The organism is Bordetella genomosp. 5 (assembly GCF_002261315.1).
GTDB lineage: Bacteria > Pseudomonadota > Gammaproteobacteria > Burkholderiales > Burkholderiaceae_B > Bordetella.
In genome coordinates this window covers 218,345-235,623 of record NZ_NEVP01000010.1, presented here as the reverse complement: position 1 = coordinate 235,623, position 17,279 = coordinate 218,345, and the positions used below count along the sequence as shown (strand labels likewise).

The 17,279-nt window shown below is 66.0% G+C and carries 13 protein-coding genes and 4 tRNA genes; 10 read left to right on the top strand and 7 right to left on the bottom strand.

The window, feature by feature from the left end; genetic code table 11:
• Window positions 1–70 precede the first annotated feature (70 nt).
• Window positions 71–658: a hypothetical protein gene (locus CAL25_RS16525; protein ID WP_094801973.1), complete on the top strand. Its 588-nt coding sequence runs from the start codon at window positions 71–73 to the stop codon at window positions 656–658.
• A 54-nt stretch (window positions 659–712) separates the two neighbouring features.
• On the top strand, window positions 713–2,167 hold the full coding sequence (locus CAL25_RS16520) for a phospholipase D-like domain-containing protein (RefSeq protein WP_249279117.1): 1,455 nt from the start codon (window positions 713–715) through the stop codon (window positions 2,165–2,167).
• A gap of 57 nt (window positions 2,168–2,224) precedes the next feature.
• Here the strand turns inward: CAL25_RS16520 and CAL25_RS16515 are convergent, their stop codons facing one another.
• The 4 genes from CAL25_RS16515 to CAL25_RS16500 form a co-directional block, all read right to left on the bottom strand.
• Window positions 2,225–3,913 carry an FMN-binding glutamate synthase family protein gene (locus CAL25_RS16515; protein WP_094801970.1) on the bottom strand — a complete coding sequence of 563 codons (1,689 nt, stop codon included), beginning with the start codon at window positions 3,911–3,913 and terminating at the stop codon, window positions 2,225–2,227.
• A 131-nt stretch (window positions 3,914–4,044) separates the two neighbouring features.
• On the bottom strand, window positions 4,045–5,271 hold the full coding sequence (locus CAL25_RS16510) for a YeeE/YedE family protein (protein ID WP_094801968.1): 1,227 nt from the start codon (window positions 5,269–5,271) through the stop codon (window positions 4,045–4,047).
• 140 nt (window positions 5,272–5,411) lie between these two features.
• A complete protein-coding gene (locus CAL25_RS16505) occupies window positions 5,412–6,722 on the bottom strand; it encodes an arsenic transporter (RefSeq protein WP_094801966.1) in 1,311 nt (436 codons plus the stop codon).
• A gap of 5 nt (window positions 6,723–6,727) precedes the next feature.
• Window positions 6,728–7,678 (bottom strand): AEC family transporter, encoded by a 951-nt coding sequence (locus CAL25_RS16500; RefSeq protein WP_094801964.1) that lies wholly within the window; start codon window positions 7,676–7,678, stop codon window positions 6,728–6,730.
• A gap of 150 nt (window positions 7,679–7,828) precedes the next feature.
• Here CAL25_RS16500 and CAL25_RS16495 point away from each other — a divergent pair, with 150 nt between their 5' ends.
• Complete coding sequence (locus tag CAL25_RS16495) at window positions 7,829–8,269, top strand: GNAT family N-acetyltransferase (protein ID WP_094801962.1); 441 nt, start codon at window positions 7,829–7,831, stop codon at window positions 8,267–8,269.
• A 254-nt stretch (window positions 8,270–8,523) separates the two neighbouring features.
• Here CAL25_RS16495 and CAL25_RS16490 read toward each other — a convergent pair.
• A tRNA-Leu gene (locus tag CAL25_RS16490) sits at window positions 8,524–8,608 on the bottom strand.
• Between the two features lie 234 nt (window positions 8,609–8,842).
• Window positions 8,843–8,927, bottom strand: a tRNA-Leu gene (locus tag CAL25_RS16485).
• A gap of 246 nt (window positions 8,928–9,173) precedes the next feature.
• Between CAL25_RS16485 and CAL25_RS16480 the strand changes: the two genes are divergently transcribed.
• Window positions 9,174–9,794, top strand: coding sequence for a tRNA-uridine aminocarboxypropyltransferase (locus CAL25_RS16480; RefSeq protein WP_094801960.1), 621 nt, complete (start codon window positions 9,174–9,176; stop codon window positions 9,792–9,794).
• Window positions 9,795–10,034: 240 nt separating this feature from the next.
• Here the strand turns inward: CAL25_RS16480 and CAL25_RS16475 are convergent.
• Window positions 10,035–10,119 (bottom strand) — tRNA-Leu (locus tag CAL25_RS16475).
• Window positions 10,120–10,439: 320 nt separating this feature from the next.
• On the opposite strand from CAL25_RS16475, the gene rnr reads away from it, so the two are divergent.
• The 6 genes from rnr (at window position 10,440) to CAL25_RS16445 (ending at window position 17,278) form a co-directional block, all read left to right on the top strand.
• A complete protein-coding gene (rnr, locus tag CAL25_RS16470; protein ID WP_170948514.1) occupies window positions 10,440–12,866 on the top strand; it encodes a ribonuclease R in 2,427 nt (808 codons plus the stop codon).
• 111 nt (window positions 12,867–12,977) lie between these two features.
• On the top strand, window positions 12,978–13,715 hold the full coding sequence (gene rlmB, locus CAL25_RS16465; protein WP_094801956.1) for a 23S rRNA (guanosine(2251)-2'-O)-methyltransferase RlmB: 738 nt from the start codon (window positions 12,978–12,980) through the stop codon (window positions 13,713–13,715).
• Between the two features lie 55 nt (window positions 13,716–13,770).
• On the top strand, window positions 13,771–15,012 hold the full coding sequence (locus tag CAL25_RS16460) for a cystathionine gamma-synthase family protein (protein WP_094801955.1): 1,242 nt from the start codon (window positions 13,771–13,773) through the stop codon (window positions 15,010–15,012).
• Between the two features lie 466 nt (window positions 15,013–15,478).
• Complete coding sequence (locus CAL25_RS16455) at window positions 15,479–15,751, top strand: HU family DNA-binding protein (RefSeq protein ID WP_094801953.1); 273 nt, start codon at window positions 15,479–15,481, stop codon at window positions 15,749–15,751.
• A 97-nt stretch (window positions 15,752–15,848) separates the two neighbouring features.
• Window positions 15,849–15,924: transfer RNA gene (locus CAL25_RS16450), tRNA-Val, on the top strand.
• A gap of 538 nt (window positions 15,925–16,462) precedes the next feature.
• The gene (locus tag CAL25_RS16445) at window positions 16,463–17,278 is read left to right on the top strand and encodes an energy transducer TonB (protein ID WP_094801951.1); all 816 of its coding nucleotides are present in this window, start codon (window positions 16,463–16,465) and stop codon (window positions 17,276–17,278) included.
• Window position 17,279: the final 1 nt, after the last annotated feature.

The following is a 17,279-nucleotide window of genomic DNA, read 5'->3' as shown; positions in this document are numbered from 1 at the left end:
AAAGTGACGGGACGAGAATAAGGTCATAGAGGCGCCTAGCCTAGTCTGACTCTGAGCCAGGAGGCGAACCATGACCACAATCGTCGTCGCACGGTTTGACAGCGTCCCATCGGCACGCAGCGCGGCACATGCCCTGTTGGCGGATGGGTATCGGGAAGATGCGATCAGCATCCTGTATGAAGATCCACCGAAGGGGTCGCGCCAGCGGCGCACCGGTGGACCCGATCTCAGTTCTCCCGCCGCGCGCTACGGCGCCGTGGCGAGCGCGGCTGCGCTGGCGACTTTGGGCGCCATCCTGGGCGCGCTGGCCATGTTGACCCTGCAAGACCCGGGCAGCATGGCGCTCGTCATGGGTGCGGCGCTAGGTGCTTATCTGGGCGCCCTCGCGGGCACCGTCTGGGTCCTGACCGGCCTGCGGCGTGCGCTGACGGCCGAGGACGAGGACGAAGCGCTCGCCGAGCGCGTGGTGCTGCTGGCCGTGCAGTCGGAGCCGGGCGCCGAGCTCGGCGCGGTCACCCTGTTGCGCGACGCGGGCGGCCAACATATTCAGCGCGAACGCGGCCGCTGGCGCGCGGGCCGTTGGGCAGAACGTGAACCGGGTCGCCGCATGGTGACCAGCAAGCCGGCGACGGCGCATCATACTCAATGGCAGCCCTGAATGAGCCCTGTCGCATTGGTGGCGCCCGCGGGCGGGTGCGAGCGTGGATGGCTGATGCGCCGGGTCGCGCAATGGCTGGCGGTAGGTTCCTTATTGCTTGCCGCCGGCTGCGCCAGCGTGCCGGGGCCCGAGGCCCTGAGCGAGCGGCGGGCGCAGGCGGGCCTGTCCGCCGATTCGGGTTGGGATAGTTATCAGCGCGGCCATGACATCGCCGCGCGTGTCGCGTCCTCTTCCAAGGGCGGCAAGGGTGACGAGGCGTCGTTCATGGCGCGCCACCTCGCGGTGGAGCAGGCCATCAGCGGCGCGCCGCTGGTCGATGGCAATGGCGTCAAGCTGCTGGCGGACGGCCCCGCGACGTACAAGGCCATGCTGGCGGCGATTGCGCGCGCCCAGCGGTACGTCCATATGGAGACGTATATTTTTGAAGACGACGAGGAAGGGCGCCGGTTTGCCGGTGCGCTGATCGCCGCGCGCCAACGCGGGGCGAGCGTCGCCGTCATGGTCGACGCCGTCGGCACGATCAGTACGCCCGATGCGCTCTTCGCGCGGATGCGCGACGCGGGCGTGCAAGTCGTCGTGTTCAATCCGGTCAACCCCGTCGCCGCGCGGGCAGGCTGGTCGATCAATCAACGCAACCATCGCAAGCTGCTGGTCGTGGACGGCGAGGTCGGGTTTCTCGGCGGTATCAACGTCAGCAGCGTCTATTCGTCGAGTTCGCGCGGAAGCAGTGGTGGAAGCGGGCGCAGTGGGGGCGGAAGCGGCCGCGGCGCCAGTGGGGCCGGTGCGGATGGCCCGCAACCGGATGCTTCGAGCATGCCGTGGCGCGATACGCATATCGAGATCCGCGGTCCCGCGGTGGCCGAAATCGAAGAGGTCATTCTGGATGCCTGGGCCGCGCAAAAGGGCCCGCCGCTGGAGGGCGACCGCTTTATCCGCATCGTGCCGCGCCAGGGCGATCTGTCCGTGCGCATCCTGGCCAACGACCCCGACGATACCGAGGATGGCTATGCGGTCTATCTGACCTTGATGTCGGCGTTCGAAAGCGCCCAGAAATCCATTCACATCACTATGGCCTACTTCGTGCCCGATCCGGCATTCATTCGGGCGCTGGCGCAGGCGGCGCAGCGCGGCGTCGAGGTGATCCTCGTGCTGCCGGGCTTCAGTGACTCGGGTCTCGTGTTTCATGCGGGGCGGTCCCACTATCAGGACTTGCTCGAGGCGGGGGTGCAGATCTACGAGCGCCGCGACGCGCTGCTGCATGCCAAGACGGCCGTCGTGGATGGTGTGTGGTCCACCGTGGGCTCGAGCAACATGGACTGGCGCAGCTTCGCGATCAACTATGAGCTGAACGCGGTGATTCTCGGGCCGGGATTCGGCGCAGAGATGGAGGCGCTGTTCCGCGAAGACGTCGCCGCCTCCGTGCGTATCGACCCGCAGACCTGGCGAGAGCGAGCGGCCGACGACCGTTTCAAAGAATTCTTCTCGCGCATGTTCGAGCGCTGGCTCTGAAAACGCGATCCCCGGCCCGGGGCCGCGGATCGACGTGCGCAAGCCCTGCGGCAAGCCCTAGGCGGGGGCAGGGGCCGGCAGGTCGGGGCGGATCGGCGCCGAGGCCGGCTGATGCGCCTGGGCGAGGGCCGACGTGATGTCGGTCGCGGGCGCGAACGAATCCGCGCGCGCCATCGTCCAGCCCACCAGAAACACGTTGTGGCGGAATTCGCCGCGCAGCAATTCGCCGGGCGCCAGCTCGGGAAACAGCGCGGACAGCAGCCGCACTTCCGACGAGGACACGCGGCGCGCAATATGGTGCGGCCGCAGCTGGCTGGGATGCGTGAGCCCGGCGGCCTGCAGCAGCTCGGCCAGCGCGTGCAGCGTGTTGCGATGGAAGTGCATCACACGCTGCGCCTTGTCCGGCACGACCAGCGCGCGTTGACGCAGCGGATCCTGGGTGGTGACCCCGGTGGGGCACTTGCCGGTATGGCAGGCCTGCGCCTGGATACAGCCGATCGCGAACATGAAGCCCCGCGCGGCGTTGCACCAGTCGGCGCCCATCGCCATCACGCGCGCCATGTCGAAGGCGGTGATGATCTTGCCCGAGGCGCCGATGCGGATGCGGTCGCGCAGGTTCACACCGATCAAGGTGTTGTGCACCAGACGCAGCGCCTCGCGCAGCGGCGTGCCCACGTGGTCGACGAACTCCACCGGCGCCGCGCCGGTGCCGCCTTCCGCGCCGTCGACCACGATGAAGTCGGGCGTGATGTTGGTCTCGAGCATGGCCTTGACGATGGCGAACCATTCCCAGGGATGCCCCATGCAGAACTTGAAGCCGACCGGTTTGCCGCCGGACAGCTTGCGCAGCTTCGCCACGAAATGCAGCAGACTGATCGGCGTGTCGAAGGCGCTGTGACTGGACGGTGAGTTGCAGTCCTGCCAGGCTGCAACGCCGCGCGCCTCGGCGATCTCCGGCGTGACCTTGCCGGCCGGCAGAATGCCGCCATGCCCGGGCTTCGCGCCTTGCGACAGCTTGATCTCGATCATCTTCACTTGCGGCAACGTGGCGTTGCGCACGAAAGCCTCGTCGGAAAAATTGCCGTGCGCATCGCGGCAGCCGAAGTAGCCGGAGCCGATGTTCCAGACGAGCGCGCCACCGGGTTCACGGTGGTAGCGGCTGATCCCGCCTTCGCCGGTGTCGTGCGCGAAGTTGCCGGTGCGGGCGCCCTCGTTGAGCGCCAGCACCGCGTTCGCCGACAGCGCGCCAAAGCTCATCGCCGAGATATTGAACGCCGACATCGAGTAGGGCTGGGTACAGTCCGGACCGCCCACCCTCACGCGGAAATCGGGATCCTCGATGGCCGCAGGCGTGAGCGAATGGTTGATCCACTCGTATCGGTCGCCGTACACATCTTCCTGCGTGCCGAACGGGCGCTTGTCGATATCCTGTTTGGCGCGCTGATACACGATGGAGCGTTGCGCGCGCGAGAACGGCGCGGCATTGGTGTCGTCTTCCAGGAAATACTGACGGATTTCCGGGCGGATGAATTCGAACAGAAAGCGCAGGTTGCCGATCACGGGGTAGTTGCGCCGGATGGCATGGCGCGTCTGCACCAAGTCGTAGACGCCGAGCACGCTCAGCGCGGCGAGCGGCAGGGCGGCCCAAAACCATCCCCAGGCGCCACGGAAGCCCAGCGCGGCAGTCACCACGGCGGCAATCACGATCAAGGCAAAAGCGGTGTAGCGGCCAAACAGCCTGTCCATGGTTGTTCTCCTCGTGCGGCAGGGGGCTTCACCATAACAGAGGCCATCGCCGGGCGCGCCATGCGCGGGGGCCGCCCGGATGCAAAAAAGCCCGGCGGCGCCGGGCTTGTGGCTAGCAGAGCCGGTAGCGCTCAGCAGCTGGCGGCGGGAGGCGTCTTTTCCACGGCCAGGCCGAACAGCGGGCGCAGCTGCACGCCGAGGGCGCTGCCCGCGAATGCGGCCGGCAGCCACATCCAGGCGTGCAGGCTGCCCGACAGGATGCCGCTGAAGTACGCGCCGATGTTGCAGCCGAAGGCGAGGCGCGCGCCGTAACCCAGCAGCAGGCCGCCGACCACCGCGCCGACGAGCGAGCGTGCCGGCACCTTCCAGATCGGCGCGAACTTGCCCGCCGCGGCGGCGGCGGCCAGGGCACCGAGCATCAGCCCGATGTCCATCACGGTCGTCACGTCCTGGCGCAGCGGCGCGTTGAGCGAGGCCTGCTGTTTGACCCAATAGCTCCAGGTGGCGACGTCGCCGCCGACGGCGTCGTAGGCCTTGGCGCCCCACAGTGCGAAGGCCGATGTAATGCCCCACGGGCGCCCGGCCAGCGCGAGGGTGGCGAAGTTGAGCAGCACCAGCGCGACGCCGCCCCACAGCAGCGGCCACGGCCCCTGCAGGAACGAGCCCGGGCGCGCGGTGCGCGACGCGAACGAAATCAGTTGGCCGTGACGGCGCTTTTCGAGCCAGGTCGTGAACCACGCAATAAAGGCGAATACGGCGAGGTTGGCCACGAGTGCGGTGCCCAGCCCCCAGGACTTGACCAGCGAGGTCGGCGCGAGCGCGGGCAGGTTCGACCACCAGTCGAACTGCGCCGTGGCGATCACCGAGCCGATGATGAAAAACAGCAGCGTCACGAGCATGCGGGTGTTGCCGCCGCCGACGGCGAACAGCGTGCCCGAGGCGCAGCCGCCGCCCAATTGCATGCCGATACCGAACAGGAATGCGCCGAGCACGACCGACACGCCCGGGGGCGACACGAAGCCGCTCACCGGCTGGCCGAACAGGGTGCCTTGCGACAGCACCGGGAAGAACAGCAGCACGCCGAGGGCCAGCATGAACATCTGCGCGCGCAGGCCGGCGCCACGCCGGTCGGCCACGAACACGCGCCAGGCCTGGGTGAAGCCGAACGACGCGTGGTAGAGCGCCACGCCCAGCAGGGCGCCGATGATCCACAGGGCGCTCTGCCGCAGGCTCACCGTCTGCAGCAGATAGACCGCGCCCACGGCCAGCAGCGCGAGCGCGACCCAGAGCGGCTTGCGGTTGATCTGAATGGGCGGGAGAGACGAAGGAAAGGGCAGGGTAGAAGCGGGTGTGCTCATGGCGCGTTCCAGGCAAGGTAGGGCGCGCGCAGGGCGGCACCCGACTCGGAAAGATGCCTTAGTCTAGGGATAACCCTTAATTCCGTGAAGAATTGAATTCGTCTAATTAAATAACCAAAAGCAATAAAACGAGGGGCGGCCTAGGAGAACTGCAGGCGCAAGGCCAGGGCGGCGAGCGTCACGAACAGCACCGGCAGGGTCAGCACGATGCCCGTGCGGAAGTAATAGCCCCACGAGATGTGCAGCCCCTTGCGCGCCAGCACGTGCAGCCACAGCAGCGTGGCGAGGCTGCCGATCGGCGTGATCTTGGGGCCGAGATCGCTGCCGATCACATTGGCGTAGATCATCGCGCTGCGCACGGCGGCGTCCGTCGTATGCACGTCGGCGATGGCGAGCGCGCCCACCAGCACCGTGGGCAGATTGTTCATGATCGAGGCCAGCAGGGCCGTGATGAAGCCCGTGCCCAGCGCCGCGCCCCAGACGTTGCCGCCGGCGCCGTCGGCGTCGATGCCGGCGGTCAAGGCGAGCGCGCGGCTCAGCCACGCGGTGAACCCGGCGTTGTGCAGGCCATAGACCACCAGATACATGCCCAGCGAGAACACGACGATGTGCCACGGGGCGCCGCGCATGATGCGGCGCGTGCCCACGATATGCTGGCGGCCCGCCACCAGCAGCAGGCCGGCCGCGCCCACGGCGGCGATCGCGCTCACGGGAATGCCGAGCGGTTCGAGCACGAAGAAGCCGACGAGCAGCAGGGTCAGCACGACCCAGCCGGCGCGGAAGGTCACCGGGTCGCGAATGGCGCTGCGCGGGTCCGGCAGGCTGCCGGTATCGAAACGCGCCGGGATGTCGCGGCGGAAGTACAGCCACAGCACGGCCAGCGTCGACAGCACGGCCGCCACGTTGACCGGCACCATCACCGCCGCGTATTCGCCGAAGCCCAGGCCAAAGAAATCGGCCGACACGATGTTCACGAGGTTCGACACGATCAGCGGGATGCTGCCCGTGTCGGCGATGAAGCCCGCCGCCATCACGAAGGCGAGCGTGGCGCCCGGGCCGAAGCCCAGCGCAAGCAGCATCTCCATCACGATGGGCGTGAGGATGAGCGCGGCGCCGTCGTTGGCGAACAGGGCGGTCACGGCCGCGCCCAGCAGCACGATGAGGATGAAGAGGCGATGGCCGCTGCCGCGGCCCCAGCGGGCCACGTGCAGCGCCGCCCATTCGAAGAAGCCCGCCTCGTCCAGGATCAGGCTGGTGATGATGATGGCGATGAAGGTGGCCGTCGCGTTCCAGACGATGTGCCAGACCGCGCCGATATCGCTCAGATGCACGGCGCCGGTCAGGAGCGCCAGGCCCGCGCCGATCAATGCGCTCCATCCCACGTTCAGTCCGCGCGGCTGCCAGATCACCAGGACCAGGGTAAAGACGAACAGCGAGAGAGCGAGCAACATGGCGTTCAGACGAGGGGGTGCCGGCTGATCCACGCAACCAGCAGGCTGACGGTGACCACGGAGGCGAGGGTGGAAACGAGGATGGCGCGCGACGTGGGCGTGGCGTCACGACCGTACATTTGCGCAAGCATGAAAGGTCCGGTGCCGATCGGGAGGGCGGCCATCAGTACGGCGGTCCAGGCCCAGACCGGCGGCATGTCGAACACCCAGAATGCCAGCAGCGCCGTTACGCCCGGCTGAACGAGCAGCTTGGCCAGCACCATGCGGCCGACGCTGTGATTGCCGCCGGCGGCGGGCGTCTGTGCGAGAAACAGGCCGATGGTGACCAGGGCACACGGGCTGGCCGAGGCGCCGAGCAGCTCGAGATAGTGATCCACGCCGCTAGGCACCTGCAGGCCGGCCAACGCGAGCACCAGGCCGGTCACCGGTGCGATCAGCAGCGGGTTGCGGGCCAGCGCGCGTGCGACCTTGGTCAGCGTGGCGGCCCAATGGCGGTCGCGATGCTGGTCGAATTCGATCAGGGCGATCGTGGCCGCGAACAGCGCGCAGGCGGTCAACAGGGTCGCGATGATGGCGGGCGGCAGGCTGGCGGGCCCGAGCAGCGCCAGGCACAGCGGGATGCCCATGTAGCCGGCATTGGCGTAGGCGCCCGCCAGGCCCTGCAGGCTTCGATCAGAGAACGCGGTGCCCGACTCCCGGCGCGTCAGCGGCACGAAGGCCAGCACGAACGTCACGCAGATGCCGCCCCAGAAGGCGCCGATGTAGCCCCAGTGATTGAGCTGGGTGAGATCCGCGTTGGCCATGGCGCGAAACAGCAGCGCCGGCAGCGACAGGTAAACCACGTAGCGGTTGAGCGCCTGCGTGGCGGATTCGCCGAGTATCTTCGCGCGAGCCGCCAGCCAGCCCGTCAGGATCAGGGCGAATACCGGAAAGGCGGCATTGACGACAGCGGACATGGGGTGCGGGCAGGCGCGCGATCGAAGCGCGGCAGGCGGTGGAAGAAGGCGCCCATTCTACTGTCAGCGCGCGCGGGCGGCGTGCACGGCGTCGGGCGGGAGTGCGACAATGTGCGCTGCCTTATGAATCCAAGCTGCAAAGGAAGAGACATGATCACTCCCGCTGAAGTCCGCGTCGTGCTGGGCACCTGGGACCGCCTGCGCGATGACGCCAGTGCGGTGCGTTTCGAGGTGTTCGTGCAGGAACAGGCCGTGCCGCCCGAGATCGAGCTCGACGACGACGATGCCGTGAGCGTGCACGCCGTGGCGTACGACGCCAACGATCGCGTGCTGGGTACGGGCCGTCTGCTGCCGGATGGCCATATCGGCCGCATGGCGGTGCGCAAGATCGCGCGGGGCGCCGGCGTCGGCGGTCAGATTCTCGATGCGCTGATCGAGCAGGGCCATGGCGATGGGCATCGCATGCTCGTGCTGCATGCGCAGAGCCACGCCAAAGGCTTTTACGAGGCGCACGGCTTTCAGGCCGACGGCGACGAATTCATGGAGGCGGGCATCCCGCACGTCGTGATGACGCGCGAGCTCACGCGCTGAGTTTCGCCGCGCCACATTATCGAAGCCCGCATCGAGCGGGCTTTTTCCTGGGCGCTCAAAAGCAAAAGGCCCGCATTTCTGCGGGCCTTTTGAGGAATTATGGTGCCCAGGAGAGGACTCGGTCACACGAGCGCGACCCCGGCCGCGCGAGCACGCGCGGCCTTTCTCGTCCTCACGCAAAGCGCGCAGGCGCTTTGCTTCCTGGGCGCTCAAAAGCAAAGAGCCCGCATTTCTGCGGGCTCTTTGGGAATTATTGGTGCCCAGGAGAGGACTCGAACCTCCACACCTTGCGGCACACGGACCTGAACCGTGCGCGTCTACCAATTCCGCCACCTGGGCTCTGTTGATCTTCTGCGGCGTTGCCGTCGCGTCGAATCAGCAGGAGGCGAATTATGCACACATTTTTAAAAACGTGCACGCGAATTCGCGGACTTCTCGAAAATATTTTTTCTGGCAGGGCAGGGCGGCCTTTTCAGAGCCGCAGACCCGAGTCGACCGCTTCGAATCAACCGCTTCGACTATCGCGCCACAAAAGCAAAGAGCCCGCATTTCTGCGGGCTCTTTGGGAATTTATGGTGCCCAGGAGAGGACTCGAACCTCCACACCTTGCGGCACACGGACCTGAACCGTGCGCGTCTACCAATTCCGCCACCTGGGCTCTGTGTTTTGGCGTTGCCGTCAAAATCAACAGAAGCGAGATTATGCACAGTTTTTTTCGTTTGTGCAACTCCGTCATGGAATTTTTCATTCCATGCGCAAGAGGCCAGCCCGTCACGGTCATTGCGTCAGGCTGCGACGGGCGGCGCGGGGGCGGGGGTTTATCCTTGCGGCTGCGCGGTCAGGGCGCGACGCGGTGTCGGCGCGGATCCTGGCCGCGCCGACCCTTTCGTCACGTTCAACCTCAATGTCCCGTCCTGCCTGCCCCCGCTGCCTGCGCCCCGTGCCTCTGTGCCTGTGCGCGGACATTCCCGCTCTCGACAATGCCGTGCGCGTCCTGGTGCTGCAGCACCCCGACGAAGCGCGGCATGCGCTGAACACGGCGCGCCTTGCTGTGCTCGGGCTCGAACATGCGGAGCTGGTCACCGGCACCCGCTTCGACGCCGCTCTCTGGGAACGCCCGCAGCGCGATTGCTATCTGTTGTTTCCGGGCGAGGGCGCTCGGACAGCGCAGGACCTGGCCACGCCGATCGCGGACGGACATGAGCGACTTCTCATCGTGCCGGACGGCACGTGGCGCCATGCGCGCGCGCTTCTGCGCGACAACCCGGCCCTGGCGGCGCTGCCGCGGATCACGCTGGCCGAGGGCACCGTCACGCGATATCGGGTGCGGCATGCCGATGCGGCCGGTGCGCTGTCGACCATCGAGGCCATCGGCGCGGCATTGAACGCATTCGAATGCACATCCCGCTACGACGCGTTGCTCGCGCCATTCGAGCGCCTCGTGGCCCAGCAGATCGCGGCGATGGGTGAGGATGTGTACCAGCGCCACCACGTGGACCGGACCGGCACGCGCCGCAAATCGTAGCGGCGTCGTCTGGTTGCGCGCGCAATCGGGCAGGGCGGCGCTGAAAAGCAAAGAGCCCGCATTTCTGCGGGCTCTTTGGGAATTTATGGTGCCCAGGAGAGGACTCGGTCACACAAGCGCGACCCCGGCCGCGCGAGCACGCGCGGCCCTTCTCGTCCTCACGCAAAGCGCGCAGGCGCTTTGCTTCCTGGGCGCTGAAAAGCAAAGAGCCCGCATTTTTGCGGGCTCTTTGGGAATTTATGGTGCCCAGGAGAGGACTCGAACCTCCACACCTTGCGGCACACGGACCTGAACCGTGCGCGTCTACCAATTCCGCCACCTGGGCAAAGATCAAGCGTTGCTGGGCGCTGACACGGGGTCGGGCTTCGCGCTGGCCTGATGTCTCGATTGATTCAATGATTTGTCTTTCGGCAATTCGATATCGTCGGATCGAGGAGTGGTGCAATCTCTTTTGTGATTGGCTCATGTAGACTAGCTACTGTGCTTCACATCAAGCATCACTCTTTCAGTACTACTTTATTGCTGCAGTTATTGACGTTGTTATCGCCGTTGGGCTAACCGCAGAGCTGCGCAGTATAAACGGGATTTTCACCTTTGGCAAAACGATCGAACAACGACTCCAATAACAACAGATCAACTTCCGTAATGCCCGAGGCGCCGCCCGATTTCGATCCTGATGTGCCTTCTCGCGAAGACATTTTGCGGGCACTGCGATCGGCCGGGGCGCCTTTGTCGCCTGACGAGCTGGCGCAGCGTATGGGAGTCGAGCGGGAAGCCACGCGCGTGGGCTTCGACCGCCGGCTGGGCGCGATGGAGCGTGACGGTCAGTTGATGCCCAACCGCAAGGGCGTGCTGCTGCTCGCGACCAAACTCGATTTCGTGGCGGGCCGTGTGCAGGGCCATCGCGACGGCTTCGGTTTCCTGGTGCGCGATGATGGCGGCCAGGATCTGTTTCTGTCGCCGCGCGAAATGCTCAAGGTGCTGCACGGCGACCGCGTGCTGGTCAAGCCTTCCGGTGAATACCGAGGCAAGCCCGAGGGCACGATCGTCGAGGTCATCGAGCGCCGCACCAACAAACTGGTGGGCCGATTCCTGCACGAGCATGGCCTGTCCATCGTCGTGCCCGAAGATCAGCGCATCAAGCACGACATCCTGATTCCCCCCAGCGACACCAACGGCGCGCAGCATGGCCAGGTGGTCTCCGTCGAGATCATCGAGCAGCCCACGCGTCACACCCAGCCGCTGGGCAAGGTGTTCGAGGTGCTGGGCGAGATCGACGATCCCGGCATGGAGATCGAGATCGCGGTGCGCAAGTTCGACGTGCCGGTCGAATTCAGCGAGGCCGCGCGCAAGCAGGCGGCGCGCCTGCCCGACGTCGTGCGCAAGACCGACCTCAAGGGTCGTATCGACCTGCGCGATGTGCCGCTCATCACCATCGATGGCGAAGACGCACGCGACTTCGACGATGCGGTCTACTGTGAGCCGGTGGATCTCGGCACCGGTCAGCGCAAGCGGCCGGGTTGGCGTCTCATCGTCGCCATCGCCGACGTCAGCCATTACGTGCAGCCGGGCGAGCCGCTCGACGACGACGCGCTCGAGCGCGGCACCAGCGTCTACTTCCCGCGCCGCGTGATTCCGATGTTGCCCGAGTCGCTCTCCAACGGCCTGTGCTCGCTCAATCCCAACGTCGACCGCCTCGTGCTGGTGTGCGACATGGTGATCCCCGCGACGGGCGCCAAGGCGGGTTCGGTCACGGCCTATCAGTTCTACAACGCGGTGATGCACTCGCAGGCACGCACCACGTACACCAGCATCTGGGAAGCGTTGCAGCAGCCGGGTGGCCCCGCCGCCGCTGCCATGAAGACCATCATGCCGCACGTGCAGCACCTGTACGAGCTGTTCCAGTTGCTGGTCCAGAATCGCAAGAAGCGCGGCGCCATCGATTTCGACACGGTCGAGACCAAGATCGTCTGCAATGAGCTGGGCCGCATCGAACAGATCGTGCCCTCGGTGCGCAACGACGCGCACAAGCTCATCGAAGAATGCATGCTGGCCGCCAACACCTGCGCCGCCGACTTCATGGCGCGCAGCAAGCATCCGGGCCTGTTCCGCATTCACGAAGGCCCGACGCCCGAGCGCCTGCAGGCCTTGCGCGACTTCCTGCGCACGATGGGTCTGTCGCTCGGCGGTGGCGAGACGCCCACGGCCAAGGATTACGGCGAGTTCCTCGATTCCGTGCGGGGCCGTCCTGATTTCCCGCTGCTGCAGACCATGTGCCTGCGCTCGATGCAGCAGGCCGTCTACAGTCCCGACAACATGGGCCACTTCGGCCTCGCGTACGCAGCCTACGGCCATTTCACCTCCCCGATCCGCCGCTATCCCGATCTCTTGACGCACCGCGTGATCAAGGCGCTGCTGCAGGGCAAGCGGTATGTGCCGCAGCTCGAGGGCCAGCCGCTGGTCATCGGCCGCGGACAGCGCGAGCACGAGCACGCGATCTGGGAAAAGCTGGGTCTGCTGCTGTCTGCGAGCGAACGCCGCGCCGACGAGGCCTCGCGCGACGTCGAAGCCTGGCTCAAGTCCTGGTTCGTCAAAGAGCGCGTGGGCGAAGACTTCAGCGGCACCGTCACCGGGGTCGCGAGCTTCGGCATCTTCGTCACGCTCGATACGCTGCACGTCGAGGGCCTGGTGCACGTCTCCGAGCTCGGCGGCGAGTACTTCCAGTTCAACGACGGCCTGCATGAGCTGCGCGGCGAGCGCACCGGCATGCGCTACCGCCTCACCGACAAGGTACAGGTCCAGGTGTCGCGTGTCGATCTCGAGGCGCGCCGTATCGAGTTCCGCCTGGTCAAGGGCACGAGCTTCGACGCCCTGCGCAAAGAGGCCCGTCGCAATCCCGACGAGCCGCGCCGCGTCAAGAAGGCCGCCGCGCCCAAGCCCGAAGCGCTGAAGGGCCAGACGGCCAAGCAGCGTCGTGCCGAGGCCAAAAAGGCCAGCCAGCCGCCCAAGACGCCCAAGACCGCGTCGCGCAGCGGCGGCGCGGCCAAGAAGGCGAGCCGTACCCGCCGCTGACGCGGGCGCGGTAACATTGCGGAATCGTCTACGCCCGCCGGTTCGCCGGCGGGCGTGTTCCGCCCACCTCGGGCGGGGTTTGTAGTCATTCCAATATAGGTAGTCGAGATCATGGCGTCGGCCCAGGTTCTGGCGGGTTTTCACGCGGTCGTCGCACGTCTGCGTCACGCGCCCGAGTCCATCAAAGAAATCTACGTCGAGGCATCGCGCCGCGACAAGCGCATGCAAAGCCTCATCGAGCAGGCAAACAAGGCCGGTTGCCGGGTGCATCCCGTATCGGCCGAGCGGCTCGACGGCATCGCGCGCGGCACGCGCCATCAGGGCGTGGTCGCGCTGGCCGACGAGCGCCAGCTGGCAGTCGATGTCGACGAAGTGCTCGACGTGATCGAAGGTCCCGCGTTTCTGCTGCTGCTCGACGGCGTGACCGATCCGCACAATCTGGGCGCCTGCCTGCGCACGGCCGACGCGGCCGGCGTGCATGCCGTCATCGCGCCGCGTGATCGTGCGGTGGGCCTGAACGCCACGGTGCAGCGCGTGGCTTGCGGTGCGGCCGACACCGTTCCGTACATCACGGTCACCAATCTGGCGCGCACGATGCGCGAGCTCAAAGACCGCGGCGTGTGGCTCGTGGGCACGGACGATCAGGCCGACCACGACATCCATCAGGTCGATGCCAAGCAATCGATGGCCTGGGTCATGGGCGCCGAAGGGGAGGGCATGCGCCGCCTCACGCGCGAGACCTGCGACGAGCTGGTGCGCATCCCCATGCAGGGCTCGGTCGAGAGCCTGAACGTCAGTGTCGCCAGCGCCGTCTGCCTGTACGAGACCGTGCGCCAGCGCCGCGGCTGATTTTTCGCGGGCAGCCGTCGCGGCTGCCGATCGTCATCTCCGAGTCCAGATCATCATGCATCAGAACGGCTTTACCACCACGATTCTTCATTCCGACCGCGATCAAGGCGTCGAGCATGGCGCCGTGCACAAGCCCATGCACCCGTCGTCGGAGTTCGCCTACGCCGATGCGAATGAGCTCGCCGCGGTGTTCCAGGGCAAGGCGGGTTTCACGTACGCCCGCCAGGGCACGCCCACCACCACGGCGCTCGAGGCCAAGATCTCGCGCATGGAAAACGGCAAGGGCACGGTGAGCTTTGCGACCGGGATGGCGGCGCTGGCCGCGATCTTCACGACGCTGCTGCGCCGTGGCGATCATCTGGTGTCGAGTCAGTTCGTGTTCGGCAATACCAACAGCCTGCTGGGCACGTTGACCGAGCTCGGCGTCGAGATCACGTCGGTCGACGCGACGGATATCGAGCAGGTGCGTGCCGCGATCCGTCCCAACACGCGCATGGTGTTCACCGAAACCATCGCCAATCCCGGCACCCAAGTGGCCGATCTCGCCGGCATGGGCGAGCTGTGCCGCGAGCGCGGCCTCGTGTACGTGGTCGACAACACGCTGACCTCGCCCTGGTTGTTCCAGGGTCGCGATGTGGGCGCGTCGCTGGTGATGAACTCGCTCTCCAAATACATCGCGGGTCACGGCCACGCGTTGGGCGGCTCCGTCACCGACACGGGACTGTTCGACTGGCAGGATTACGCCAACATCTACGACGCCTACAAAAAGGGTCCGTCCACCGGCTGGGGCCTGACGCAGATCAAGAAGAAGGGTCTGCGCGACATGGGCGGCACGCTGGCGGCGGAGCCGGCTCACCGCATCGCGATCGGCGCCGAAACCCTCGCGCTGCGCATGGATCGCCACAGCAGCAATGCCCTGGCGCTCGCGCGCCTGCTGGCCTCGCATGCCGGCGTGGCGCGCGTGCACTATCCGGGTCTCGAAAGCCATCCGCAGCATGCACGCGCCAAGCAGCTCTTCAAAGGCCGTTTCGGCGGCCTGCTTGGCGTGGAGCTGGCCGACGGCATCGATTGCTTCGACTTCCTCAACCGGCTGAACATCGTGCTCAACGCCACTCATCTCGGCGACACGCGCAGCCTCGCGTTGCCCGCCGCGCACACCATCTATTACGAGATGGGCGCCGAACGGCGCGCGCAGATGGGCATCGCCGACAGCCTGATCCGCGTGTCGGTCGGTATCGAAGACGAAGCCGATCTGCTGCACGATTTCGACCAGGCGCTCAACGGCGCGATGGCCTGATCCGCCTCGCTTCGCCGCGCGCATTGCACCATCTCGAGCGCCGCTTCATGCGGCGCTCGTCACGTCCAGTGTCATGCGCGCTCGAGGTTTTTGTGTGCGCTGCGAGCGTGGCGCTCACGCACGTTTTCTGCTTGAGATTGGACCTTGCATCAAAGTGTGCGCGAGTGTTTGCTAGGCGTTTTTGTTTATTGCGCAAAGCTCTAAAAGCTAGTATTGGCGCGGCTTCCCGCTGGGTTTTCCCTTGACAGCCGCAGACGCGCGAGGCTTAATATCACTCTGCGTCGCAGCTATCCGGGCACCCTTCACGGCACCCTGAGAACTGCGACGCAGCAGTTAAAAAGTTGTGCTTTGCAGCGCAAGAACTATTTCTTCCACACCGTCCGTTCTATCTCCGGCCTGCGCAGTCGCCGTCGCGAGCTTTTGCGCCAAGGCCGCGAAAGCCATACCTTGTGAGGGGTAAACCTGAATGAACAAAACCGAACTCATCGATCACATCGCCAGCAAGGCTGATATCTCGAAGGCCGCCGCCGGCCGCGCGCTTGACGCCCTGATCGGTGGCGTCAAAACGACCCTGAAGAAGGGCAACACGGTGACCCTGGTGGGCTTCGGCACCTTCGCCGTCTCGTCGCGCGCCGCCCGCACGGGCCGCAATCCGCGCACCGGCGAAACCATCAAGATCAAGAAGGCCAAGGTGCCCAAGTTCCGTCCGGGCAAGGCCCTGAAGGACGCCGTCAACTAATGACGTGCCCGTCGGCTCGACGCAGATCGATCAGATCATCCGCGTCATTTGCCGACTTCAATGCGGTCCGCTATACTGCGGGCCGCGTTTGATCCCGGGGTGCTTAGCTCAGTTGGTAGAGCGGCGCCCTTACAAGGCGTAGGTCACAGGTTCGACCCCTGTAGCACCCACCAATCTCCCGGTTTCAAATTCTCCGCGTCCGAGCCCGACTGCACAGTCCCGGTTCCGCGACCCATCTCCAAGCTCCCTCCGTATTACCCTCGCACGATCCCACGTGATCCGCGCGTGTTGGGTTCTGCTTGTTCGCCGTGCGTCATTCGCCCGTTCGGGCGCTCTCAAGTTTTCGTTGCTCGTCCTTCGCTTGCCACGCAACGCCGTGCGCCACGCTTTGCTTCGTCGTGTTCGTCTTCGCCCATGCGCTTCATCGCGGTTTGCGCTGCGCCGTGCCCGGATCGCTGAACAAACCGTGTGCGGGCAGGGCGGACGCGCGTGCACTGTCAAAACCTGGGACGAGCGGCATCTGGTCGAACTCGAGCCCCGGCCCGCGCGCCGGGTAGACCGCGTTTGCCGCGCGGCGACGCGCTGCGGTACGATCAATTTATTAAACTAACTTGCGAATCATTCGCATTTGATATATCGTGCCGTGTTTACGGTCGTAGCGCGCCCCGAGGGTGTTGCGGTGCGGCATTGATCAATGATTTTGGCTGATTCATGCCTAGCGTTCAAAGCGGTCGGAATACTTCGCAGGTGACTTTCGCATTGCGCGCAGGGGCCGGCACACTCGTCGTAGCGGCTCACGCCGCGGTGGTTGGCGCTATTTTCTTCGCCACCCCCGACAGCCCCCCTGTGTTGCTCGAACCCGAGGCGGTGATGGTCAGTGTGATCGAGGCGCCCACGCCTCAGGTCGCCAAGGCCGAACCCACGCCCGAGCCCCCCCAACCCCCGGTCGAAGAGCCGCCTCCGCCGCCGCCGGAACCCGAGATCGAGCCGGAACCCGAGCCCGAGATCGAGCCCGAGCCGGAACCGGAGCCGGAGCCTCCCCCGGTGATCGAGAAACCGCCGGAGCCCGCGCCCAAGCCGAAGCCCAAACCCAAGCCCAAGCCCAAGCCGCAACCCAAACCGCAGCCCAAGCCTGAGATCAAGCAGGAGCCGAAGCCCGAGACCCCGCCCACGCCGCCCACCGGCGCGCCCGAAGGCGCGCAGGTCACGCAGGCGCCACGTCAGGGCCCGCCGCCCGACGAGGCCATCATGCTGTCGCAGGTGGAGTACGTGGGTGCGCGCCCCGCGCCGACGTACCCGATGTCGTCCCAACGCCTGAGGGAAGAGGGCCGTGTGGTGGTGCTGGTCGAGATCAACACGCAGGGTACGGTGGACAAGGCGTCCATCGACTCGTCGTCCGGTTATTCGCGTCTCGATGAGTCCGCGCTGTCCGCTGCCCGCAAGGCCCGATTCAAGCCGTTGATGCGTAACGGCGTGGCCCTCCCGGCCAAGGCAAAACTCCCATTCGATTTCGTACTGAGGAAATAAG